The sequence below is a fragment of the Metapseudomonas otitidis genome, assembly GCF_900111835.1.
Taxonomy (GTDB): Bacteria; Pseudomonadota; Gammaproteobacteria; order Pseudomonadales; family Pseudomonadaceae; genus Metapseudomonas; species Metapseudomonas otitidis.
Window position 1 is genome coordinate 309,530 of record NZ_FOJP01000001.1, and the last position, 22,660, is coordinate 332,189.

Annotated in this window: 22 protein-coding genes; 14 read left to right on the plus strand and 8 right to left on the minus strand. The window is 67.4% G+C overall.

Annotated features, from left to right (window positions below; genetic code table 11):
- Positions 1–42: 42 nt before the first annotated feature.
- The 4 genes from BM198_RS01500 to BM198_RS01515 all read right to left on the minus strand — a co-directional run bounded on the left by BM198_RS01500 (position 43) and on the right by BM198_RS01515 (position 3,695).
- A complete protein-coding gene (locus BM198_RS01500; RefSeq protein ID WP_074967237.1) occupies positions 43–306 on the minus strand; it encodes a hypothetical protein in 264 nt (87 codons plus the stop codon).
- A gap of 223 nt (positions 307–529) precedes the next feature.
- Positions 530–1,720, minus strand: a complete 1,191-nt coding sequence (gene metK, locus BM198_RS01505; RefSeq protein WP_074967239.1) for a methionine adenosyltransferase — start codon at positions 1,718–1,720, stop codon at positions 530–532.
- A gap of 16 nt (positions 1,721–1,736) precedes the next feature.
- Entirely contained in the window at positions 1,737–2,738 is a 1,002-nt protein-coding gene (locus BM198_RS01510; RefSeq protein ID WP_074967241.1) for an ArsR/SmtB family transcription factor, read from the minus strand.
- 45 nt (positions 2,739–2,783) lie between these two features.
- Positions 2,784–3,695, minus strand: coding sequence for a LysR family transcriptional regulator (locus BM198_RS01515; protein ID WP_074967243.1), 912 nt, complete (start codon positions 3,693–3,695; stop codon positions 2,784–2,786).
- A gap of 105 nt (positions 3,696–3,800) precedes the next feature.
- On the opposite strand from BM198_RS01515, the gene BM198_RS01520 reads away from it, so the two are divergent.
- From BM198_RS01520 to fba, 7 genes are all read left to right on the plus strand, one after another.
- The gene (locus tag BM198_RS01520) at positions 3,801–4,919 is read left to right on the plus strand and encodes a TDT family transporter (RefSeq protein ID WP_074967244.1); all 1,119 of its coding nucleotides are present in this window, start codon (positions 3,801–3,803) and stop codon (positions 4,917–4,919) included.
- A 107-nt stretch (positions 4,920–5,026) separates the two neighbouring features.
- Positions 5,027–7,027 carry a transketolase gene (gene tkt, locus BM198_RS01525; protein WP_074967246.1) on the plus strand — a complete coding sequence of 667 codons (2,001 nt, stop codon included), beginning with the start codon at positions 5,027–5,029 and terminating at the stop codon, positions 7,025–7,027.
- Positions 7,028–7,095: 68 nt separating this feature from the next.
- Positions 7,096–8,145: an erythrose-4-phosphate dehydrogenase gene (epd, locus tag BM198_RS01530; protein ID WP_044403510.1), complete on the plus strand. Its 1,050-nt coding sequence runs from the start codon at positions 7,096–7,098 to the stop codon at positions 8,143–8,145.
- A 27-nt stretch (positions 8,146–8,172) separates the two neighbouring features.
- The gene (locus BM198_RS01535) at positions 8,173–9,336 is read left to right on the plus strand and encodes a phosphoglycerate kinase (protein WP_074967248.1); all 1,164 of its coding nucleotides are present in this window, start codon (positions 8,173–8,175) and stop codon (positions 9,334–9,336) included.
- A gap of 69 nt (positions 9,337–9,405) precedes the next feature.
- On the plus strand, positions 9,406–9,600 hold the full coding sequence (locus BM198_RS01540; protein WP_074967250.1) for a hypothetical protein: 195 nt from the start codon (positions 9,406–9,408) through the stop codon (positions 9,598–9,600).
- Between the two features lie 32 nt (positions 9,601–9,632).
- Positions 9,633–9,950, plus strand: coding sequence for an MliC family protein (locus BM198_RS01545; RefSeq protein ID WP_074967252.1), 318 nt, complete (start codon positions 9,633–9,635; stop codon positions 9,948–9,950).
- A gap of 123 nt (positions 9,951–10,073) precedes the next feature.
- Positions 10,074–11,138 (plus strand): class II fructose-bisphosphate aldolase, encoded by a 1,065-nt coding sequence (fba, locus tag BM198_RS01550; RefSeq protein WP_044403502.1) that lies wholly within the window; start codon positions 10,074–10,076, stop codon positions 11,136–11,138.
- Between the two features lie 69 nt (positions 11,139–11,207).
- On the opposite strand, the gene BM198_RS01555 is transcribed toward fba, so the two are convergent.
- Positions 11,208–11,891: a polysaccharide lyase family 7 protein gene (locus BM198_RS01555; RefSeq protein ID WP_074967254.1), complete on the minus strand. Its 684-nt coding sequence runs from the start codon at positions 11,889–11,891 to the stop codon at positions 11,208–11,210.
- 272 nt (positions 11,892–12,163) lie between these two features.
- Entirely contained in the window at positions 12,164–12,367 is a 204-nt protein-coding gene (locus BM198_RS01560; RefSeq protein WP_139233541.1) for a hypothetical protein, read from the minus strand.
- Positions 12,368–12,434: 67 nt separating this feature from the next.
- Between BM198_RS01560 and BM198_RS01565 the strand changes: the two genes are divergently transcribed.
- From BM198_RS01565 to BM198_RS01580, 4 genes are all read left to right on the plus strand, one after another.
- Positions 12,435–12,935 (plus strand): M48 metallopeptidase family protein, encoded by a 501-nt coding sequence (locus BM198_RS01565; RefSeq protein WP_074967258.1) that lies wholly within the window; start codon positions 12,435–12,437, stop codon positions 12,933–12,935.
- Between the two features lie 192 nt (positions 12,936–13,127).
- Entirely contained in the window at positions 13,128–13,883 is a 756-nt protein-coding gene (locus BM198_RS01570) for a substrate-binding periplasmic protein (RefSeq protein ID WP_074967260.1), read from the plus strand.
- Between the two features lie 70 nt (positions 13,884–13,953).
- A complete protein-coding gene (locus BM198_RS01575) occupies positions 13,954–14,814 on the plus strand; it encodes an HDOD domain-containing protein (protein WP_074967262.1) in 861 nt (286 codons plus the stop codon).
- A 120-nt stretch (positions 14,815–14,934) separates the two neighbouring features.
- Positions 14,935–16,962, plus strand: coding sequence for a methyl-accepting chemotaxis protein (locus BM198_RS01580; protein WP_074967265.1), 2,028 nt, complete (start codon positions 14,935–14,937; stop codon positions 16,960–16,962).
- A 4-nt stretch (positions 16,963–16,966) separates the two neighbouring features.
- On the opposite strand, the gene BM198_RS01585 is transcribed toward BM198_RS01580, so the two are convergent.
- Positions 16,967–17,197 carry a DUF1127 domain-containing protein gene (locus BM198_RS01585; protein WP_074967267.1) on the minus strand — a complete coding sequence of 77 codons (231 nt, stop codon included), beginning with the start codon at positions 17,195–17,197 and terminating at the stop codon, positions 16,967–16,969.
- 179 nt (positions 17,198–17,376) lie between these two features.
- Here BM198_RS01585 and BM198_RS01590 point away from each other — a divergent pair, with 179 nt between their 5' ends.
- Positions 17,377–18,846: an aminotransferase-like domain-containing protein gene (locus BM198_RS01590; RefSeq protein WP_074967269.1), complete on the plus strand. Its 1,470-nt coding sequence runs from the start codon at positions 17,377–17,379 to the stop codon at positions 18,844–18,846.
- A gap of 128 nt (positions 18,847–18,974) precedes the next feature.
- On the plus strand, positions 18,975–19,424 hold the full coding sequence (locus BM198_RS01595) for an REP-associated tyrosine transposase (RefSeq protein ID WP_074967271.1): 450 nt from the start codon (positions 18,975–18,977) through the stop codon (positions 19,422–19,424).
- A 69-nt stretch (positions 19,425–19,493) separates the two neighbouring features.
- Here the strand turns inward: BM198_RS01595 and yccS are convergent, their stop codons facing one another.
- Complete coding sequence (gene yccS / locus BM198_RS01600; protein WP_074967273.1) at positions 19,494–21,668, minus strand: YccS family putative transporter; 2,175 nt, start codon at positions 21,666–21,668, stop codon at positions 19,494–19,496.
- A 227-nt stretch (positions 21,669–21,895) separates the two neighbouring features.
- Between yccS and BM198_RS01605 the strand changes: the two genes are divergently transcribed.
- A complete protein-coding gene (locus BM198_RS01605) occupies positions 21,896–22,630 on the plus strand; it encodes a substrate-binding periplasmic protein (RefSeq protein WP_074967275.1) in 735 nt (244 codons plus the stop codon).
- The last annotated feature ends 30 nt before the right edge of the window (positions 22,631–22,660 follow it).

The following is a 22,660-nucleotide window of genomic DNA, read 5'->3' on the forward strand; positions in this document are numbered from 1 at the left end:
AAATGCATGGAAGGGCAGGGCGGTGGGCGCCCTGCCCGGGCATCAGCCCTCGCTGGCGTCGTCGGGGTCGCCGCAGGCGTCATCGAGGTGCTTGCTCACCTCTTTTTTCACCGAGCCCAGTAGGGAGGCGGCCAGGCCGCCGCTGCTTTTCTCCGAACCGTCCTTCTCGGCCTGCAGTTCGGCGCGCTGCTTGTCGCATGCCTTCTGCTTGGCCTTCTCCAACTGCCCTTGCAGCTCGTCTGCCTGGACGCTGCCCAGGGTGGTTGCCAGGCCGGCGGCTGCCAGCAATGCCATCAACTTCTGCATGTCGTTCTCTCTCCTTGAATCGCCGGACGCAACGGCCCGCCGCGTCGTCCGGGCATACAGGAATGCGGCGGGGGCGCCAGTCTCGTCGAGGGAGCGTGCTTCGTGGGCCGAGAGGGCTGTGGGAAAGTGCCGGTGATCGCGCGGGGTTTTGGGGGGATGCCGGCAGGGCGAGGGCAAAACAAAAAGCCCCGCACGATGGCGGGGCTTTTTGCTTCGCGTCGGCTTAGAGGCCGGCGGCGGCACGCAGGGCGTCGACCTTGTCGGTCTTCTCCCAGGTGAAGGTGCTGAAGGTGTCGTTGCCGACGGTCTTCTGCTGCGGGGTGCGGCCGAAGTGGCCGTACGCGGCGGTCTCGCGGTACATCGGGTGGAGCAGGTCGAGCATCTTGGTGATGGCGTAGGGACGCAGGTCGAAGACTTCGCGCACCAGCTTGATGATCTTGTCTTCGGCGATCTTGTGGGTGCCGAAGGTGTTGATCGAGATGGAGGTGGGCTGGGCCACGCCGATGGCGTAGGAAACCTGGATCTCGCAGCGGTCGGCCAGGCCGGCGGCGACGATGTTCTTGGCCACGTAGCGGCCGGCGTAGGCAGCGGAACGGTCCACCTTGGACGGGTCCTTGCCGGAGAAGGCGCCGCCGCCGTGGCGGGCCATGCCGCCATAGGAGTCGACGATGATCTTGCGGCCGGTCAGGCCGCAGTCGCCCACCGGGCCGCCGATCACGAAGTTGCCGGTCGGGTTGATGTGGAACTGGGTGTCCTTGTGCAGCAGCTCGGCGGGCAGGCTGTGCTTGATGATCAGCTCCATCACGCCTTCGCGCAGGTCGGCCATGGATACTTCGGGGTTGTGCTGGGTGGACAGCACCACGGCGTCGATGCCGGCGACCTTGCCGTTCTCGTAGCGGCAGGTGACCTGGCTCTTGGCGTCCGGGCGCAGCCACGGCAGCAGGCCGGACTTGCGGGCCTCGGCCTGGCGCTCGACCAGGGCGTGGGAGAAGCGGATCGGGGCCGGCATCAGCACGTCGGTTTCGTTGCTGGCGTAGCCGAACATCAGGCCCTGGTCACCGGCGCCCTGGTCTTCCGGCTTGGAGCGGTCGACGCCCTGGGCGATGTCCACGGACTGCTTGCCGATGATGTTGATCACGCCGCAGGTGGCGCCGTCGAAGCCGACGTTGGAGCTGGTGTAGCCGATGTCGTTGATCACGTCGCGGACGATCTGTTCGAGGTCGACCCAGGCGCTGGTGGTCACTTCGCCGGCGACGATGGCGACACCGGTCTTGACCAGGGTTTCCACGGCCACGCGGGCGTGCTTGTCCTGCTCGATGATGGCGTCGAGGACGGCATCGGAAATCTGGTCGGCGATCTTGTCCGGATGGCCTTCGGACACGGATTCGGAGGTAAACAGGGAGTATTCGCTCATCTATCGGTTTCCTTTACTACCGGTGGGTGAGGTCGCTTCGCGAGTCCGGTTTGGCGAAGTGCCGCACCTGAATCTGAAAGCCGTTCTTCAAGCCAATGTAGAGGCTCTCGCCGGGCGTGAGCCCCGCGGCATCGGCCCAACGGGCCAAATCGTCCTGTTCGAAGCCCAACCAGAGATCGCCGCAGGCCTCCCTGGCCCAACTCTGGTTGTGGCTGCACAACTCGGTCACCAGCAGGGCGCCGCCGGGTAGCAGGTGGCGGGCCAGCTGTTTCAGGGCCTCGGCCGGGGCGGCGAAATGGTGCAGGACCATGTTCAGCACCACGCAGTCGGCGGCTTCCTGTTCGTCATCCAGGGCGTCGGCGAGCTTCAGCTCGACGTTCCCCAGCCCTTCGGCCTCGCAGCGCAGGCGCGCCAGCTCCAGCATCGCCGGGCTGTTGTCCAGCGCGACCACCCGCCGGAAGCGGCGAGCGAGGTCAGGCAGGAACCCGCCGTCGCCCGGGCCGATCTCCACGGCGCTGGCCGCATCAGGCAGACGCAGCGCGTCCAGCAATGCCAGCACACTGTCACGGTATTGCGGCAGTCCTGCGATCAGGTCCTGCTGGGCCTGGAACTTCTCCGCCGTGCGGGCGAAGAACTCGCGGCTGGCGGCTTCACGCCGTGCATGCACCTCGGCGATGCGGGCCAGTACGTCGTCCGGCAGCGCCAGGGCGTCCACCTCGACCAGCAGCGCGGCGTGCAGGGCGCCACCCAGGCTGTCGCTGCGGGCGATGGCGCGGCGGTAGAAGATCGCGTTGCCTTCGCGGCGCGTCGCTACCAGCCCGGCCTGGGCCAATACCTTGAGGTGGTGGCTCATGCCCGATTGGCCGATGGCGAAGATCTGCGCCAGTTCCAGGACACCGAACGAATCGTTGGCCAGCGCCCGCAGCACGTTCAGCCGCAGCGGGTCGCCGCCGGCCTTGCACAGGGCGGCCAGCTCGTCGCAGTCGTCATGGCGGATCTGGGGCACGCGCAGGTTCATGGGGGCGCAGTCTAGTCAGCGCTCCCCGGGCTCGCAATCCCAATATCAAGATTCTTTGATATTGCTGATCGGCGGCGCCTGGCCGTCCAGGGCCAGCGCCAGGAAGGCCGCCGGCGCCGGGGCCAGGCTGCGGCCCTGCAGCCAGAGCACATGCAGCTCACGCTCGATGTGCAGGTCGTCCACCGTCAGGGCGATCAGGCGCCCCGCAGCCAGCTCGTCCGCCACCGCCCGGCGGGACAGCCAGGCCAGGCCGGGGCCCTGGGCCACCAGGTGCTTCAGCGCCTCGGTGCTGCCGATCGCCAGGCGCGGGTCGGTGTCGAGGCCGTGGGCGTGGTAGGCCTGCTCGATACTGGCGCGGGTGCCGGAACCCTCTTCCCGCAGGTACAGCGGGTAGTCGGCCAGGTCGCGGGCCCGCAGGGTGCCTCGCCGGGCCAACGGGTGATCGGGGGCGCACACCGCCACCAGGCTGTCCTGCTCCAGGCGCTGGAAGGCGCAGGCCTGGCGGTCGAATTCGCCCTCCACGAAGCCGAGGGCGATGCGCTGGTCCTGCAGGTCACGGAGGATGCTGCGGGTGTTACCGACCCGCAGTTCGACGCGAATCTGCGGGTGGGCCTGGTGGAAGCGCGCGATCAGCGGCGGCAGCACGTAGCTGCCGAGGGTGGCGCTGGCGCCCAGTTGCAGCTCGCCGTCGCCCAGCCCGGCGAAGGCCTGCAGCTCGCGCTCGGCGGCCTGCTCCAGGGCGAAGATGCGCTCGGCGTAGGCCAGCAGGCGCTGGCCGGCTTCGGTCAGGGTGACGCCGCGGGGCTGGCGATCGAACAGCGACAGGCCCAGGCGCCCTTCCAGCTCGCGGATTTCCCGCGTGACCGCCGGCTGGCTGATGTGCAGGCGCTCGGCGCCGGCGCTGATGGCGCCGGTTTCGGCGACGGCGAGAAAGACCTTGAGGTGGTGCAGATTCATAAATGAAAGGCATGCCTGGTATATCGAAGATGTATTTTTCGTATAGCACGCCCGGCCGTATCGTGCAGGCATCGTCTGACACGGGACCGCCCGACCGGAGCCGCCATGCCTCGCCCCTTCACCCGCCTCGATCATCCCAGCGCCCTGGTGCGCCATTTCATCCCCGGCTGGTTCGCCGTGACCATGGGCACCGGCGTGCTGGCGCTGGTGCTGGGCAACCTGCCGGGCCCACTGGTCGCCCTGCGTCCACTGGGGGAGGTGGTCTGGGCGCTGGACCTGGTGCTGTTCCTGGCCTTCAGCCTGCTGTTCATCGGTCGCCTGGTGGCGTTCCCGGAAACCATCGGGCCCATGCTGGCGCACCCGGTCCAGTCGATGTTCCTGGGGGCCATCCCTATGGGGCTGGCGACGCTGATCAACGGGCTGGTGCTCTACGGCGGACCGCGCTGGGGCGAGGCGGCCTATGCCCTGGCCCACGGGCTGTGGTGGCTGGACATGCTGCTGGCCCTGGGCAGCGCCTTGCTGGTGCCGTACCTGATGTTCACCCACCAGCGCCATGCCCTGGAGTCCCTGACGGCGGTGTGGCTGCTACCCATCGTCGCACCCGAGGTGGCGGCGGCCAGTGCCGGGGTACTGGCGCCGCACCTGGCGCCGGAGCTGGCGCGGCCGCTGCTGGTGAGCGGCTACCTGCTGTGGGGCCTGTCCCTGACCCTGGCGTTCTCCCTGATCACCCTGGTGCTGCTGCGCCTGGCCCTGCACAAGCTGCCGGACACCGCTTTCGCCGCCACCAGCTGGCTGCCCCTGGGGCCGCTGGCCACCGGCTGCCTGGGGCTGATGACCCTGGGCCACGCCGCCCCGGCGGCCTTCGCCGGTACGCCCCTGGAAGGGCTGGGCAGCCTGGCGCCCGCCGCCGGTCTGATGGGCGCGTTCGTGCTCTGGGGGGCCGGGTTCTGGTGGCTGGTGATCGCCCTGCTGTTCACCCTGCATTACCGGCGCCAGAGCATGGCCTTCAACCTGGGGTGGTGGGGCTTCACCTTCCCGCTGGGGGTGTTCGCCCTGGCCAGCCTGGAGCTGCAGCGGCAGACCGACATGGTCGCCTTCGGGGGCTTCGGGCTGCTGCTGGCCGCCGGCCTGGCGCTGGTCTGGGGCCTGGTGATGCGCCGCACGCTGGCCGGCCTGTGGCATGGCGAACTGTTCCGTGCGCCCTGCCTGAGCAGCCCGGCCTGAGGGAAGCGTCGCCTCTTCGACCATCTGTCATTGCCCCGAGCCTGCCCGCTGGGCGAAAATAGCCGCCTTTTTTCGTTCAGCGTCATTCAACCCGCAGGAGATCAGCGATGCCCAGCCGTCGTGAGCGTGCCAATGCCATTCGTGCCCTCAGCATGGATGCGGTGCAAAAAGCCAACAGCGGCCACCCCGGCGCCCCCATGGGCATGGCCGATATCGCCGAAGTGCTCTGGCGTGACTACATGCAGCACAACCCGAGCAACCCGCAGTGGGCCAACCGCGACCGCTTCGTGCTGTCCAACGGCCACGGCTCGATGCTCATCTATTCCCTGCTGCACCTGACCGGTTACGACCTGTCCATCGATGACCTGAAGAACTTCCGCCAACTGCACAGCCGCACCCCGGGTCACCCGGAGTACGGCTACACCGCCGGCGTCGAGACCACCACCGGCCCGCTGGGCCAGGGCATCGCCAACGCCGTGGGCTTCGCCATCGCCGAGAAGGTGCTGGCCGCCCAGTTCAACCGTGAAGGCCACACCATCGTCGACCACAACACCTACGTGTTCCTGGGCGACGGTTGCATGATGGAAGGCATCTCCCACGAGGTCTGCTCCCTGGCCGGCACCCTGGGCCTGGGCAAGCTGATCGCCTTCTACGACGACAACGGCATTTCCATCGACGGCGAAGTCCATGGCTGGTTCAGCGACGACACGCCGAAGCGCTTCGAAGCCTACGGCTGGCAGGTGATCCGCAATGTCGACGGCCATGACGCCGAAGAGATCCGCACCGCCATCGAGACCGCGCGCAAGACCACCGACCGCCCGACCCTGATCTGCTGCAAGACCGTGATCGGCTTCGGCTCGCCGAACAAGCAGGGCAAGGAAGAGTGTCACGGCGCGCCCCTGGGCAACGACGAGATCGCCCTGACCCGCGCCACCCTGGGCTGGAACCACGGTCCGTTCGAAATCCCCGCCGACATCTATGCCGAGTGGGACGCCAAGGCCGCCGGTGCTGCCCGCGAGAGCGAGTGGAACCAGCGTTTTGCCGCCTACGCCGCTGCTCACCCGGAGCTGGCCGCCGAGTTCGAGCGCCGCATCAAGGGCGAACTGCCAGCCGACTTCGCCGAGAAGGCCGCTGCCTACGTCGCTGAAGTGGCCGCCAAGGGCGAGACCATCGCCAGCCGCAAGGCCAGCCAGAACGCCCTGAACGCCTTCGGCCCGCTGCTGCCCGAGTTCCTCGGCGGCTCTGCCGACCTGGCCGGCTCCAACCTGACCCTGTGGAAAGGCTGCAAGGGCGTCTCCGCCGATGATGCAGCCGGCAACTACCTGTTTTACGGCGTCCGTGAGTTCGGCATGAGCGCCATCATGAACGGCATCGCCCTGCACGGCGGCTTCATCCCCTACGGCGCGACCTTCCTGATCTTCATGGAATACGCCCGCAACGCCGTGCGCATGTCCGCCCTGATGAAGCAGCGCGTGCTCTACGTCTTCACCCACGACTCCATCGGCCTGGGCGAAGACGGCCCGACCCACCAGCCCATCGAGCAGCTCACCAGCCTGCGTTCGACCCCGAACCTGGACACCTGGCGCCCCGCCGATGCGGTGGAATCCGCCGTGGCCTGGAAAGCCGCCATCGAGCGCAAGGACGGCCCGAGTGCGCTGATCTTCTCCCGCCAGAACCTGCCTCACCAGGCCCGTGATGCCGCCCAGCTGGCCGACATCGCCCGGGGTGGCTACGTGCTCAAGGACAGCGACGGCGAGCCTGAGCTGATCCTCATCGCCACCGGTTCCGAAGTGGGCCTGGCAGTGCAGGCCCATGACGCCCTGACCGCTGCCGGCCGCAAGGTGCGCGTGGTGTCCATGCCGTCCACCAGCCTGTTCGACCAGCAGGACGCCGCCTATAAGCAGGCCGTGCTGCCGGTCCAGGTGGGCGCGCGCATCGCCATCGAAGCCGCCCATGCCGACTACTGGTACAAGTACGTGGGCCTGGAAGGCCGCGTGATCGGCATGACCAGCTTCGGTGAATCCGCCCCCGCGCCGGCGCTGTTCGAGCATTTCGGCTTCACCGTCGACAACATCGTCGCCACCGCCGAAGAACTGCTGGACGTCTGACCTGCACGGACCCGGGCCGTCATGGCCCGGGTCCGGGGTTCTCATTCCTTTCGGCCCAGCGAGCGCCCATGTCCAGCCATCGCCCCTTCAAAGTCGCCCTGAACGGCTACGGCCGCATCGGTCGTTGCGTCCTGCGCGCGTTGTACGAGCGTGGCGGTCGTGACGGCTTCGAGATCGTCGCCCTCAATGACCTGGCCGACCAGGCCAGCATCGAGTACCTGACCCGCTTCGACTCTACCCACGGCCGTTTCCCCGGCGAGGTGAAGGTGGACGGCGACTGCCTGCACATCAACGGCAACTGCGTGAAGGTGCTGCGCAGCGCCGAGCCCGAGGGCATCGACTGGGCCGCGCTGGGCGTCGACCTGGTGCTGGAGTGCTCCGGCCAGTACACCACCCGCGCCGAGGGCGAGCGCTTCCTCGCCGCCGGTGCGCCGCGGGTGCTGTTCTCCCAGCCCATGGCCAGCGAGGCGGACATCGACGCCACGGTGGTCTTCGGCGTCAACCAGGCCAGCCTCAGCGGCTCCGAGCGCCTGGTCTCCAACGCCTCCTGCACCACCAACTGCGGCGTGCCGCTGCTGAAACTTCTCGACGAGGCGGTGGGTCTGGAGTACGTCTCCATCACCACCATCCACTCGGCCATGAACGACCAGCCCGTGATCGACGCCTACCACCATGAAGACCTGCGCCGCACGCGCTCGGCCTTCCAGTCGGTGATCCCGGTGTCCACCGGCCTGGCCCGGGGCATCGAGCGCCTGCTGCCGGAACTGGCCGGGCGTATCCAGGCCAAGGCGATCCGTGTGCCGACGGTGAACGTGTCCTGCCTCGACATCACCCTGCAGACCGCCCGCGACACCTCCGCCGCCGCCATCAACCGCGTGCTGCGCGAGGCGGCCGAAAGCGGCCCGTTGCAGGGCCTGCTGGCCTACACCGAGTTGCCCCACGCCAGTTGCGACTTCAACCATGACCCCCATTCGGCCATCGTCGACGGCAGCCAGACCCGTGTGTCCGGCCCGCGCCTGGTGAATCTGCTGGCCTGGTTCGACAACGAATGGGGCTTCGCCAACCGCATGCTCGACACCGCAGGCCACTACCTGCGGGCTGCTACTACAACCCGTTGACCTCCAGCCCCGTGAAGGACTGACCCCATGACCGTGTTGAAAATGACCGACCTCGACCTCCAGGGTAAGCGCGTGCTGATCCGCGAGGATCTCAACGTGCCGGTGAAGGATGGCGTCGTGAAGAGTGACGCACGCATCCTCGCTTCCCTGCCGACCATCAAGCTGGCACTGGAGAAGGGCGCGGCGGTGATGGTCTGCTCGCACCTGGGCCGCCCCACCGAGGGCGAGTTCTCCGAGGAGAACAGCCTCAAGCCGGTGGCCGACTACCTGTCCAAGGCCCTGGGCCGCGAAGTGCCGCTGGTGGCCGACTACCTGGGTGGCGTCGACGTCGCCCCCGGTCAGGTCGTGCTGTTCGAGAACGTGCGCTTCAACAAGGGCGAGAAGAAGAACGCCGACGAGCTGGCGCAGCAATACGCCGCCCTGTGCGACGTGTTCGTGATGGACGCCTTCGGCACCGCCCACCGCGCCGAGGGTTCGACCCACGGCGTGGCCAAGTTCGCCAAGGTCGCCGCTGCCGGCCCGCTGCTGGCCGCCGAGCTGGACGCCCTGGGCAAGGCCCTGGGCAACCCGGCCCGCCCGATGGCCGCCATCGTCGCTGGCTCCAAGGTCTCCACCAAGCTGGACGTGCTCAACTCCCTGAGCCAGATCTGCGACCAGCTGATCGTCGGTGGCGGCATCGCCAACACCTTCCTCGCTGCGGCGGGCTACAAGGTCGGCAAGTCCCTCTACGAAGCCGACCTGGTGGACACCGCCAAGGCCATCGCCGCCAAGGTCAGCGTGCCGCTGCCGGTGGACGTGGTGGTTGCCAAGGAGTTCGCCGAAACCGCCGCTGCCACCGTCAAGCTCATCGCCGACGTGGCGGATGACGACATGATCCTCGACATCGGCCCGCAGACCGCTGCCCAGTTCGCCGAGCTGCTGAAGTCGTCGAAGACCATCCTCTGGAACGGCCCGGTCGGCGTGTTCGAGTTCGACCAGTTCGGCGAAGGCACCAAGGCCCTGGCCCTGGCCATCGCCGAGAGCGATGCCTTCTCCATCGCCGGCGGTGGCGACACCCTGGCCGCCATCGACAAGTACGACGTGGCCCAGCGCATCTCCTACATTTCCACTGGTGGTGGCGCGTTCCTCGAGTTCGTCGAGGGCAAGGTGCTGCCGGCCGTAGAGGTGCTGGAGCAGCGGGCCAAGGCCTGAAAGATGGCCTGAATCATGGCGATGGCATGCGGTCTCTCGTTCAGGGAAACCGATAAAGGAGTCATCGCCATGTGGATCAGAACGTTGCTGTTGCCCTTGTTCGTCGTGCTCGGCGGGTGTGCCGGAGGCCTGGCGCCCCAGCCCTGCGAGGTGCTCAGCCCGCCCCAGGTCGTCCTGCCGCAGACGCGCGACGACCAGCGGGTGGAAGCCCAGAGCAGCGGGGACCCGACATTGGGCAGCAGCGCGGAACAGCATTGTCAGTGAGCCGACGGCAACGCCCGGCCATGGAGTGAAGGATGAAAGGCATTCTCGCCCTCGCAGCGCTGCTGGCGCTGGCCGGGTGCGCCAGCCAGAAGGCGCCCGAGGACAACTGGACCCACTGGGTCTGCGACAGCCAGGCCGAAGTGTTCTGGCGCTACGCCGACAAGGCCCAGCAGGAAGTGGACGTGCGCCTGGGCGGCGGTGACATCGTTTATCGCCTCAAGGCAGAACCTTCCGGCTCCGGCGCGCTCTACAGCGACGACCGCCTGGCCTTCCACACCAAGGGTGACGAAGGCCTGGTCTACTGGGTGGCCACCGACGACCTGATCGGTCGCGGCTGCAAGGCGCCCTGAGTCGCACCACCCTTGAGAACATCCGCTTTCGCGGTGGGTTCCACCGCGAAGCTTGAACCCGGCCTGCCCCTGCGGCAGGCTTCGCATTTCGACAGCCCACCCCACTTGGGAGACTGAAACACCATGGCACTCATCAGCATGCGCCAGATGCTGGACCACGCCGCCGAGTTCGGCTACGGCGTCCCGGCCTTCAACGTCAACAACCTGGAACAGATGCGCGCCATCATGGAAGCGGCCGACAAGACCGATTCCCCGGTGATCGTCCAGGCCTCCGCCGGTGCCCGCAAATACGCCGGTGCGCCCTTCCTGCGCCACCTGATCCTGGCTGCCATCGAAGAGTTCCCCCACATCCCGGTGTGCATGCACCAGGACCACGGCACCAGCCCCGACGTGTGCCAGCGCTCCATCCAGCTTGGCTTCAGCTCGGTGATGATGGACGGCTCCCTGCGTGAAGACGGCAAGACCCCGGCCGACTACGAGTACAACGTCCGCGTGACCCAGCAGACCGTGGCATTCGCCCACGCCTGCGGCGTTTCCGTGGAAGGCGAGCTGGGCTGCCTGGGCAGCCTGGAGACCGGCCAGGCCGGCGAAGAAGACGGCGTCGGCGCCGAGGGCATCCTCGACCACAGCCAGATGCTGACCGATCCGGAAGAGGCCGCCGACTTCGTCAAGAAGACCCAGGTGGACGCCCTGGCCATCGCCATCGGCACCAGCCACGGCGCCTACAAGTTCACCAAGCCGCCGACCGGTGACATCCTCGCCATCGACCGCATCAAGGAAATCCACAAGCGCATCCCCAACACCCACCTGGTGATGCACGGCTCCTCCTCGGTGCCCCAGGACTGGCTGGCGATCATCAACGAATTCGGCGGCGACATTAAGGAAACCTACGGTGTTCCGGTCGAAGAGATCGTCGAAGGCATCAAGCACGGCGTGCGCAAGGTGAACATCGACACCGACCTGCGTCTGGCCTCCACCGGCGCTATCCGCCGCTACATGAGCCAGCACCCGAGCGAGTTCGACCCGCGCAAATTCTTCAGCGAAACCGTGAAGGCCATGCGCGACATCTGCATCGCCCGTTACGAAGCCTTCGGCACCGCCGGCAATGCCTCCAAGATCAAGCCGATCTCCCTGGAAGGCATGTTCCAGCGCTATGCCAAGGGTGAACTGGACGCCAAGGTCAACTGATCCGGCGTCGGTGCATGGAGAAAGCCCCGCTTCGGCGGGGCTTTTTCATGGGCGCTCGTCGGGCTGGGCTCAGTTCGCGGCAGTCAGCGCCCGGTGCTCGGTCTTCAGGTTGTAGAAGGTCGCGCTGCCGGCCTCGCTGCCGTTCCCAACGTTGTCCTGGGTGTAGACGCCGGCCTTGAAGTAGAGCGGCTTGGGCGCCCAGGTGCCGTCGAGCTGCTGGCTGAACTGGGTGCCGTTCACCAGGATGCTCAGGCGGCCCTGGGGCGACAGGTTGATCACGTAGGTGAAGCGCTGGCCCAGCTTCACGCCGCTGAGCAGGGTGCTCACTGCGCCGTCGGGGTCCGCCGGGGTGTTGCGGATCTTGGCGACGATGTTCCCGGTGCCGGTCTTGGTCTTGTACTGGTACTCCAGCTTCAGCAGCGGGCTGGTGCTGCCGTAGGAGTGGATCTGGCCGATCACGATCTTGCCGGTGGAGGGCACCTGGTCCACTGCCAGGTTCGCGCTCATGTAGTTGTCCGCCGCGCTGTAGTTCCAGTTGCGCAGGCGGCCGTCGGCGAAGGTCTCGCGCAGCTCGCTGCGGGGGTAGATGGCGTTGGCGGTGGTGCTGCCGTTCACTGGTGTCCAGAAGAACAGCGTGCCGTTGCTGGCCTTGAAGTAGTTGTCCTGGTAACCGCCGACCAGGGCGGGGGTATCGATGGTGACAGAGGGGGCGCCGACGGGGATGGTCAGGTTCCAGGTTCCAAGGTCGATCATGACTGAGTTCTCGAAGAGAACTTTCAGTGGGGTGCAACTCATCCACGAGCATGTAATCACTTGCGGGCATCTCCAAAAACGATCTGCGTTGTCATCGCTGCGCTTTTAGAGACGCCCTTACACTGGCAATCCGGCCAACTGCACACGAACCAAAAGTAGGGCGGTTAAGTGCGGCCTGAGCCGCTGTTCGTACCGGGTGTCCCGAGAGGGGCCACCTGGCGGATGGCTTTATACGGCGTGCAAAACCGCCCGTGAATCACTGATCGTCAAATTCATGCCGTCATAAAAATGGCGAAATCAGTGTTTGACATCGCAATGCCATCGCGAAAAGTAACCAGCCGGTACATCGCCTTTTCAGGGAAGCCGCGTGCCGTGCGGAGGCGCTCCGGCGCGGCTGTCAAATAGCCGTAAGCGAGGCGGTTGGAAGGGGCCTGAATTGCCCCGACGAACGGCGATGCTGGCGCTGTGATGGTCATGACAAATCCCGGCACCTGCTGCCGCGCCCGGTACAATGGGCGCCCTTCCACGAACCCCCTTTCGACCATGGATCCGCTGCGCTATCTGAAGGCCTACCCCACTCACCTGCAGGCGCAGGTGCGGCAGATGATCGACCAGGGCCGCCTGGGCGAATACCTGGCCCGCCGCTACCCCGACCGCCACGACGTGCAGAGTGACCGTGCGCTCTACGGCTACACCAATGCCTTGCGCCAGGAACACATGCGCAGTGCACCGGCCATCGACAAGGTGGTCTACGACAACAAGCTGGACGTGGTGCAGAAGGCGCTCGGCCTGCACACCGCCGTGTCCCGCGTGCAGGGTGGGCGGCTGAAGGCGAAGAAGGAGATCCGCGTCGCCTCGCTGTTCAAGGAGGCCGCGCCGGAGTTCCTGAGGATGATCGTGGTTCACGAGCTGGCGCACCTGCGCGAGCGGGACCACAACAAGGCGTTCTACCAGCTCTGCGAGCACATGCTGCCGGGGTATCACCAACTGGAGTTCGACCTGCGCTTGTACCTGACCTGGCGCGACCTCGGGGAGAAGGGCTGAGGAGCCATGCCCGCCCCAGCTGTGGAGGGCTGCAGGATGCGCAGTCCTGAGGCGGGCATGACGAGCGGACTATAGTCATTGCGCTAGGGCGCCGGTTGTAGGGGCTTTCTGAGAGAGGCTGACGCAACTGCCTGACGAGGGCGTAAAGCCTGCTAGGCTCTGACGCTGTCCCTCTGCGAGATTCCCTTAGGCATGAAGCGCACGTCCTGGTTGCCCGGTCTGGTGTTGTCGTGCCTGCTGTTCTGCCCCCTGGCCCAAGCCCGGGAATGGTTGGCCGTCGGCACCGATTTCCCGCAACTGTACGAACAGGATGGCCAGGGCCGTTTCATCGGCCTGGGCGCCGATCTGCTGCGCGTGGTGCTGGGCGAGATGGGCGATACCGTGCGCTTCGAGCTGTATCCCTGGGCCCGCGCCCAGCTCATGGTCGCCGAAGGCCGCGCTGACATCCTCGTCGGCCCCTACCGCACCCCCGAGCGGGAAATGCGCATGCTCTTCACCCGCCACGCCTTCTACCGCGACCGCCTGGTGTTCTATGCCCGCAGCGACCAGCCCCTCGAATGGGGCGGTGACTACGCGCGTCTGCAGGGGCAGCGGGTCGCTGCGATCCGTGGCTGGGTCTACGGCGACCGCTTCGACCATGCCCGTGCCCACCTCGACCTGCGCAGCGTCGAGGGTGTGGGCAATGCCCTGCTGATGCTGCAGCACGGGCGCATCGACCTGCTGGCCACCAACGAGCGCAACTCCCGCCCCTGGATCGAAGCCCTGCCGGCCGGCAGCCTGGTCCAGTTGCAGCCGGCCATCGACAGCAAGGATGGCTACTTCGCCTTCCCCCGGCGCGAGCCTTACGAGGCGCTCAAGGACCGTTTCGACGAGACCTTCCAGCGCCTGCTGGAAGACGGCCGCTTCGCCCGCATGGCGGCCGAGGCTGGTGTCCAGGTGCCCGAATAACGTGCGTCGCCCCACTGTGTGGGCCTCCGGCGGCTGGCTAGAATGGCAAAGGGCCACGTGAGGAACATCGGTGAGTACTGAAGAGTCGGGTTATTCGATCTACCGCAAGCTGGTTTCCCAGCTGATGAATGGCGAGGAACAGCTGCCCAGCCTGCCCATGATCACCATGGAGATCCGCCGTGCCCTGGCCGATCCCAACGCCACCACCGGCTCCCTGGCCCGGGCCATCAGCAAGGACCCGGCACTGAGCGCCACCCTGGTCAAGCACGCCTCCAGCGCCCGCCTGCGCGGCACACCGCCGCCCAGGAGCCTGGAGGAGGTCATCCGCCAGCTGGGCATGCTGGAGGTGGACCGCATCACCATGGTCCACAGCATCAAGAGCCTGTTCCCGCTGCACAGCCCGGCGCACAAGAAACTGTTCCTCGACACCTGGCACCGTCTGGCCCGTCGCGCGGCCATCAGTGCCGTGCTGGGGCGCCTGCTCGGTCATGTTTCCGGTGAGCATGTGCTGTTGGCGACTATCCTCAGTGAGGTGGGCGCCATGGCCATCCTTTCCGCGTTCAAGGCGGCTGACCAGGTGCCCGCCACCGAGCTCTACAACCGCCTGTGCCGGGAATACGGCAAGTCGCTGGGGGTGGTGGTGCTGAAGAAGTGGGCGGTGGACCAGAGCTACATCGAGGTGGTGCGTGGTGCTGGGCTATGGGGCGAATCCCCGGGGCCCGGCATCGGCCTGGTGGACCTGGTCAACCTCGGGCTCTACCACGCGATCCGTGAAAACGGGCCCACTGCCCAATTGCCGCCTATCGTGGAGTTGGCGGCCTACCGCAAGCTGCTGCCACCGCAGAACGCGTTGGACCCCAGCGGCAACGGCCTGGCCCTGGTGGCCAGCCAGCGGGTAGAGATCCAGCGGATGGAGTCGCTGCTGCATTGAGTCACGGCATGCCGCCTGGCATGCCCGGTCCCGCGTAAGGAGCCGTCGCGGGGCTTGATGGCCGGAGCGCCTCTTGTACGACCACGGCCAGGGGCCGACCGGATTCAGAGAGGTCTCGTCATGAACGCACTGTTCAGCCCGGGTGTCCGCCTCCTCGAGGGGTTCAGCTTCGCCCGCAAGTTCCAGATCCTGTTCCTGCTGTTCATCCTGCCCCTGGGCTATGCCCTGTGGATCATCGCCGGCACTTATCAGGAGCGCCTGGCGCTGATCGACGGCGAGCTCAGCGGCCTGCGGGTGATCGTCGTCCTCGACGATGCCCTCAACGAGACCATTGCTCAGCGCACCCTGCTGGCACGCTGGAAAGGCACCGAGGTCGCAGCCAAGGCCACCCTGGAGCAACGTGCCGGGCAACTGGAGGCGATGCTGGACAAGGTCGACGCGCAGCTGAAGGCCGAATCACTGGAAGGGGCCAACCGCGCGCTGTTCGACGAACTGAAGAGCCGCAGCGAAGCCATCCGCCCCCAGGCGCTGGCGAGCGTCGCCCTGCCCGATGCCCTGGACCGCTACCAGGCGGTGCTGCAGAGCCTGCAGTCCCTGCGCGAGCAGGTGGCCACCAGCACCGGGCTGATCCTCGATCCGGTGATGGACACCTACCTGATGATGGAGCAGGTCACCTATGTGCAGCCGCGCACCCGCGAGCTGCTCGGCAACTTCGTCGCCAGCGCCCATGGCGCGGTGGTCTCCCGGCATTTCACCCTGCAGAGCCGGGTCGGCGTGCGTGACCTGCGCCGCGCCCTCGACGACTCCGTCCGCCAGTTGCGCAAGGCCCGTGAAGCCATTGCCGGGAAGGGCCTGCCCAACACCGAACTCGACGGACCGTTCGGCCAGGCCGAAGAGGCCCTGTCGGGTTATCTCGCCGCTGTCGACAAGGGCATGTTCGACGCCAACCCCTTCACCCTCGAAGTGGCGGACTTCATCAGCCAGGCCGAGCAGGCCGAGCGCCAGCTCACGGCCCTGCAGGTGGCGCTGGACGAGCGGCTGCGTCTGCGCCTTGGCGTGTTCCGTGGCGAGGCCCTGGCCAGCATGGCCCAGGTGATCGGTGGCTTCGCCGTGCTGACCCTGCTGGCGCTGTACATGCTGCTGTGCCTGAACGCGGCGATCCGTCGGGGCACTACCGCCATCACCGAGGCCGCCGAAGGCCTGCGTGCGGGGGACCTGCGGGTCAGCGCCGCCGTGCATGGGCGTGACGACCTGGCGCAGATCGCCGAGGCCCTCAACGCCGCGCTGGTGCAGCTGCGCAATTCCCTGGACGGGGTCAATCGCGAAAGCCAGCAACTGGGCGGTACCGTGCGCCAATTGAACGACCAGGCCGAGGAAACCCTCGTCTCGGTGGAGCAGCAGCAAGGCCAGGTCAGCCAGATCGCCGCCGCTGCGCATCAGTTGGCCGCCACGGCCCAGACGGTGGCGGAAAGCTGCGAAGGTGCCGCTGCCGACGCCCAGCAGACCCGCCAGATCGCCATGCAGAGCAACCAGCGCAGCGCCCGTACCGGGGCCAGCATGCGCGAGTTGAGCGGCCGCCTCGGCGAGACGGTCACGGCCTTGCAGCAACTGCGCGACCAGACCCAGCAGATCAACCGTGTGGTGGACGTGATCAAGGGCATTGCCGAGCAGACCAACCTGCTGGCCCTCAACGCCGCCATCGAAGCCGCCCGCGCCGGCGAACAGGGCCGGGGCTTCGCCGTGGTGGCCGATGAGGTGCGCAGCCTGTCCCAGCGCACCCAGGACTCCACCCAGGAGATCGGTGACACCGTCTCCAGCCTGCAAGGCGTGGTCAGCCAGGCCGTGGCGCTGATGGAGGCCGCCTACCGCCAGGCCGAGGGGGACGTCGGCAGCGTGCTGAGCATGGGCGACGATCTGTCGGGCATTGCCGACGCCGTGCAGCGGGTCAGTGACCGCCTGGCGCAGATTGCCACCGCCGCCGAACAGCAGGCCGCCACCGCCGACGAGGTCAGCGGCAACATCCAGCAGGTGGACCAGGCCGCCGCGCTGCTGCTGGGCGGGGCACGCTCGGTGCAGAGCGTGGCCGAGCAGTTGCGCCTGGGCAGCCAGGCCCTGCACGACAACACCTCGCGCTTCCGCCTGGGGTGAGCCACTAGCCGCGCCAGAACGGCTTGAGCCCTTCCTCCAGCGCCTGGGCGCGGGTCAGGCCGATGTCCTTCAGCGCGTGCTCGTCCAGCTCCAGCAGCGCCTTGCGGGTCGACAGGCGCAGCCAGAAGCGCTGCCAGGGGCTGCCGGACAGCCGCACCGACGTGGCGGCGCGTTCGCCGGCCTGTATCAGTTCCTGTGGGTGAAGGGTCAGCCGTACATCGCTCAAGCCGCTCATCTCCGGACTCCTGGTGTTTTCTGGGGGCGGAGCCATTGTCCGGTGGCAGGTCGTGTTCGATACAGATTCAAGGCTGTGGAATTTTCTTCATACAGATTGCCGGCTTCGGCATCTGAATCCACAATCGACGGCGAATCTGTATGGTCGGCGGCTACACGTAAGTCGCCAGGGAGAACAGCATGACGCTCTACAGCCAGCTCGCCGAAACCCTGGGCGAGCGCATCGAGCAGGGCTACTACCGCCCTGGCGACCGCTTGCCCTCGGTGCGCGCCCTGAGCCAGGAGCACGGCGTCAGCCTCAGTACCGTGCAGCAGGCCTACCGGGTGCTGGAGGACCAGGGCCTGGCGGAGCCCCGGCCCAAGTCCGGCTACTTCGTTTCCCTGCGCCGGCAGATGCCCGAGTTGCCCGCCGTGGCGCGGGCCGCCCAGCGGCCGGTGGAGGTGTCGCAGTGGAGCGACCTGCTGGAGCTGGTGCGCCGTGGCGCGCGGGACGGCCTGGTGCAACTGGGGCGCGGCATGCCCGACATCACCAGCCCCACCCTGCGCCCGCTGCTGCGCAACCTGGCCCAGGCGGCCCGGCGCAGTGACCTCGGCGGCCTGTACTACGACAGCCTGCAGGGCTCCCAGGCGCTGCGCGAACAGGTCGCGCGGCTGCTGCTGGACAGCGGCAGCCGCATCCCCGCCAGCGACCTGATCATCACCACCGGCTGCCACGAGGCGCTCTCCACGGCCATCCGCACCGTGTGCCAGCCCGGCGACATCGTCGCGGTGGACTCGCCCAGCTTCCACGGCGCCATGCAGGCCTTGAAGGGCTTCGGCATGAAGGCCCTGGAACTGCCCACAGACCCGCTCAACGGCATCAGTCTGGAGGCGCTGGAGATGGCCCTGGAGCAGTGGCCGATCAAGCTCATCCAGCTCACCCCCAGCTGCAACAACCCGCTGGGCTACATCATGCCCGAGGCCCGCAAGCGCGCCCTGCTGGAGCTGGCCCAGCGCTACGACGTGGCGATCCTCGAGGACGACGTCTACGGCGATCTGGCCTACCGCTACCCGCGTCCGCGCACCATCAAGTCCTTCGACGAGGACGGCCGCGTGCTGCTCTGCAGCTCCTTCTCCAAGACCGTCGCGCCGGGCCTGCGCATGGGCTGGATCGCACCCGGGCGCTACTTCGACCGCCTGCTGCACATGAAGTACATCTCCTCCGGCGCCACCGCCACCCAGCCGCAGCTGGCACTGGCCGAGTTCATCGCCAGTGGCGCCTACGAGCCCCACGTACGGCGCATGCGTGCCCAGTACCAGCAGGGCCGGGACCAGATGATCGACTGGGTGATGAGGTACTTCCCCGAGGGCACCCGCGTCAGCCGCCCCCAGGGCGGCTTCATGCTGTGGGTGGAACTGGCGGCCGGCTTCGACACCCTGCGCCTCAACCGCGAGTTGCTGCAGGACGGGGTGCAGATCGCCCCCGGCAGCCTCTTCTCCGCCTCCGGCAAGTACCGCAACTGCCTGCGCATGAACTACGCCCCCCGCCCCAGCGCCGCCCAGGAAGCCGCCGTGCGCAAGGTGGGCGAGCGGGTGAAGGTGTTGATGGCGCAAAGCGAGGGTGCACAGGAGGAGGGCCCTGTGGGAGCGAATTCATTCGCGAGGGTATGAGCACCGATGGCTTCCGGCGTGCGATAGCCGTCCTACCCACTGATCCGATGTTTCCGGCGCTCACCCTTGCGACCGAACGGCCCTTGCCTGGCTAGAGTCCGTTCTTTCCACCGGAAGAGGAGAGGCTCGTGGGCAGCCGTGATCTGCGCAAGGGGCGTGTTTCCCAACTCGGCAGGGTCTATCTCGTTACCGCGACAACCGCTGATCGACGCCCGTTCTTCGCCCACTTCGGCCATGCCCGGTTGCTGGTCGGCGAGTTGAGGCGCCTGCAGCGCCTCGAGCTGGCGTATTCATTGGCCTGGGTGGTCATGCCCGATCACTTCCACTGGTTGATGCGGCTCGATGCACCGGTGTCGTTGTCTTCAGTGGTCAAGGTCTTGAAGGGGCGTACGGCCAGGCATCTGGGGCTGTTGATGGGAGAACGCAGTGTGGTCTGGCAGCCGGGTTTCCATGACCGGGCGTTGCGGCGCGAGAGCGAGCTGTTGCCGGTTGCGCGCTATGTGGTGGCGAACCCGCTGAGGGCTGGTTTGGTGAAACGCCTGGGTGATTACCCGCATTGGGATGCCATGTGGCTGTGAGTGCCTGGCGGCCCTTCGGGCCGTATCGCGAATGAATTCGCTCCCACAGGTTCAGGGGAGTGCGCTCCGCTACTCCGTCTTCGCCCCACCCGCCAGATGCCCCGCCAATGTCCGCAGTGCGCCGAGCTGGCGGCAGATCAGGGCCAGTTCGGTCTGCACCAGGCGTACGCGCTCGTCCATGTCGTCCGGCAGCTGCTCCAGCGTCTTGGCCAGGGCCTCTTCGCTGTCGCTGTGGATGGCCACCGGCTGGCGCTGGGCCATGGCGGCGGCGATGGCTTCCAGGGTCGCGGCGATGCATTCGCCGGCCTCGGCCAGGGTCGGCTCCAGCACCAGCGGCTCGGCACTGCGGTGGGCGCCCAGGGCGGAGAGGTAGCTGAGCAGGGTGTGGGACAGCACGAGGAAGCGGAAGCCCATGTCGGCGTCCTTCCGGAAGTGCCCGGGTTCCATGAGCATGTTGGCCAGGGTGGTGGACAGCGCCGCGTCGGCGTTGTGGGCGTTGCGCCGGGCCAGGCGGTAGGCCAGGTCGTCGCGCTTGCCGCTGGCGTACTGCTGGAGGATCTGCCGCAGGTAGTGGGCGTTGTAGACCAGGGTGGTGGAGACCACCCGGTGCAGCCCGCGCCCCTGCCAGTCGGGGAGGATGAAGATCACCGCCAGGGCGGCGATCAGGCTGCCCAGCAGGGTGTCCACCAGGCGCGGCACGAACAGGCCGTAGCTGTCGCCGATCTGGTTGAAGCAGAACAGCACCATCAGGGTGATCGCCGCCGTCGCCAGGGTGTAGCGGGTGGCGCGGTTGGTGAAGAAGATCACCCCGGCCACCACGGCGAACATCGATTGCACCAGGGCGCTGGGGAACAGGTCGAACAGCGCCCAGCCCAGGGCCAGGCCGATCACCGTACCGATGATCCGCTGCACCAGCTTGCGCCGCGTGGCGCCGAAGTTGGGCTGGCAGACGAAGACCGTGGTCAGCAGGATCCAGTAGCCCTGGCTCGGGTGGATCAGGTGCAGCACGCCGTAGCCGGCGGACAGGGCGATGGCCATGCGCAGGGCATGGCGGAACACCACCGAGGTGGGGGTGAAGTTCTGCTTCAGGCGCTCCCAGACGTCCTTCAGCCCTTTGGGCGAGCGGTCCAGCAGGCTGCTGTCCTGGGCGTCGGCGAGGGCGTCGGGGTTGCTGGCGTCGGTCAGCAGCCGGTCCAGGGTGGAGAGGTTGCTGGCCAGGGCGTTGAGCGAGCGCAGCAGGCCGCGCCAGGCCGGGTTGCTCTGGATGCGCAGGTGCTCCAGGGAGCGGTGCAGGTCCTGCAGGGCCTGGGTGCCGTCGTGGTACTCGAACGGCTGGCGCATCTGGATGGCCTGGCCCAGGGCCTGGCAGGCGCCGCCCTGCTGGCGCAGCAGGCGCTGGCAGCGGAACAGCACGTCGCTGTGGAAGAAGGCCTCGGCCAGCTGGTTGTAGGGGTAGTGGGAGGAACTGGCGCGCTCGTGGATGTCCTGGGCCAGGAAGTACAGCTTCAGGTAGCGGCTGACCTTGGGCCGCGGCCGGGCGTTGCCGACCCGGTGCAGGATGATTTCCTTGGCGGCGTTGAGCGCGCTCACCACCTTGCCGTTCTGCTGGGCCAGCTCCAGGCGCTTGGCCTCCACGTCCAGCTCGCGCAGGGGCTCGAACAGGCTGGACTTGAGCTTGAGGTACTGCCCCAGCTCGCGGTACAGCCGCGCCAGGCTCTGCTGCACCGGCTGGTGGGTGAACAGCGCTTGCCAGAGCACCGAGAGCAGGCCGTACCAGGCGGCGCCGCTCACCAGCAGTGCCGGCTCGCGCCAGAGGTCGTCGGCCACGCCGTTGCGCTGGTCGACGCCGATCATGCTGTAGATCGACAGGATCAGCGTCGCCGAGGCGATGGTGGCGTAGCGCTCGCCGAGGGCGCCGAGCATGGTCAGGCCGAAGCTGGCCAGGGCCAGGGCAGCGACGAACAGCCAGGGGTAGGGGAACAGCAGCTCCACCGACAGGGAGGCGATGCTGAAGCAGCCCAGGGTCACCAGCAGCGCCTGGATACGTCCTTGCCAGCTGTCGTCAGTTTCCGCCAGGGCGCTGGCGATGATGCCGAGGAACAGCGGGATGAGGGCGTCCATCCGGTCCAGGGACCAGCACAGCGCCATGCTGCCGGTCAGTGCGATGGACACGCGCAGGCTGTAGCTGAACTTGTCCTGGGCCCAGAGGCGGCGCAGGGAGTGGCTGAACGAGGTAGCGGGCATGGCGGCCTTGTGAGCTGGCGATTCGGGACGGCTGCCGTACGGAGCGGCACGCCTGAGGTTACCGCTTGGATGTTTCCCGGGCGAGGCGGGTTACAGCGACATGCCGCGTTTGTGCAGCGGCTGGCGCCGGTGGGCATGCCGGGGGCGGCGCACCTGCCCGCGTCGGTCTACCCTGAGAGGGCGGCTCAATGGCGTGCTGCCGTCCCTGCCAGGAAGTGGGACTTTCGATGACCAAGACCCTTCGCTTGCTGTTCCTGCTCTCGTTGCTGGGTGCGGCCGGCCTGCGCGCGGACCCGCTGCGGCTGGTCGGCGACGTCTGGCCGCCCTTCACCGATGCGCGCATGCCGGGTAATGGCGTGGCCGTGCAACTGGTGGAGACCGCGCTGCAACGTGCCGGCTACGCCACTAAGTATGTGGAGGTGCCCTGGGCCCGGGTGCTGCGGGGCTTGCAGACCGGTGACTACGACGTGGTGGTGAGCGCCTGGTACGAGGATGCCCGGGCCGTCTACGGCCTCTATTCCGAGCCCTACCTGGTCAACCGCATCCGCTTCGTGCAGCGACGCGGCAGCGGCCTTCGCTACACGAACCTGGACGACCTGCTGCCCTACAGCCTGGCGGTGGTGCGCGGCTACGCCTATTCGCCGGCCTTCGACCAGGACACCCGCCTGAAACGGGTGCCGGTGGTGGGCTTCGAGATGGGCGCGCGGATGGTGGCGGCGGGGCGGGTGAACCTGACCCTGGAGGACGAGCTGGTAGCCCGCTATCACTTCGGCCGCGAGCTCAAGGGCATCCGCGATGAGCTGGAGTTCCTGCCGCAGCCGCTGTCGGAGAACAATCTGGCGATCCTCGTGCGGCGCAGCCTGCCCCAGCACCGCGAGGTGGTGGAGCGCTTCAACCGGGCCCTGCAAGGGATGCGCGAGGACGGCACCTACCAGCGCATTCTTGAAGGGCAGGGGCTCTGAGCGCCTGGTGCAGCAAGGACGTGAAGAGGG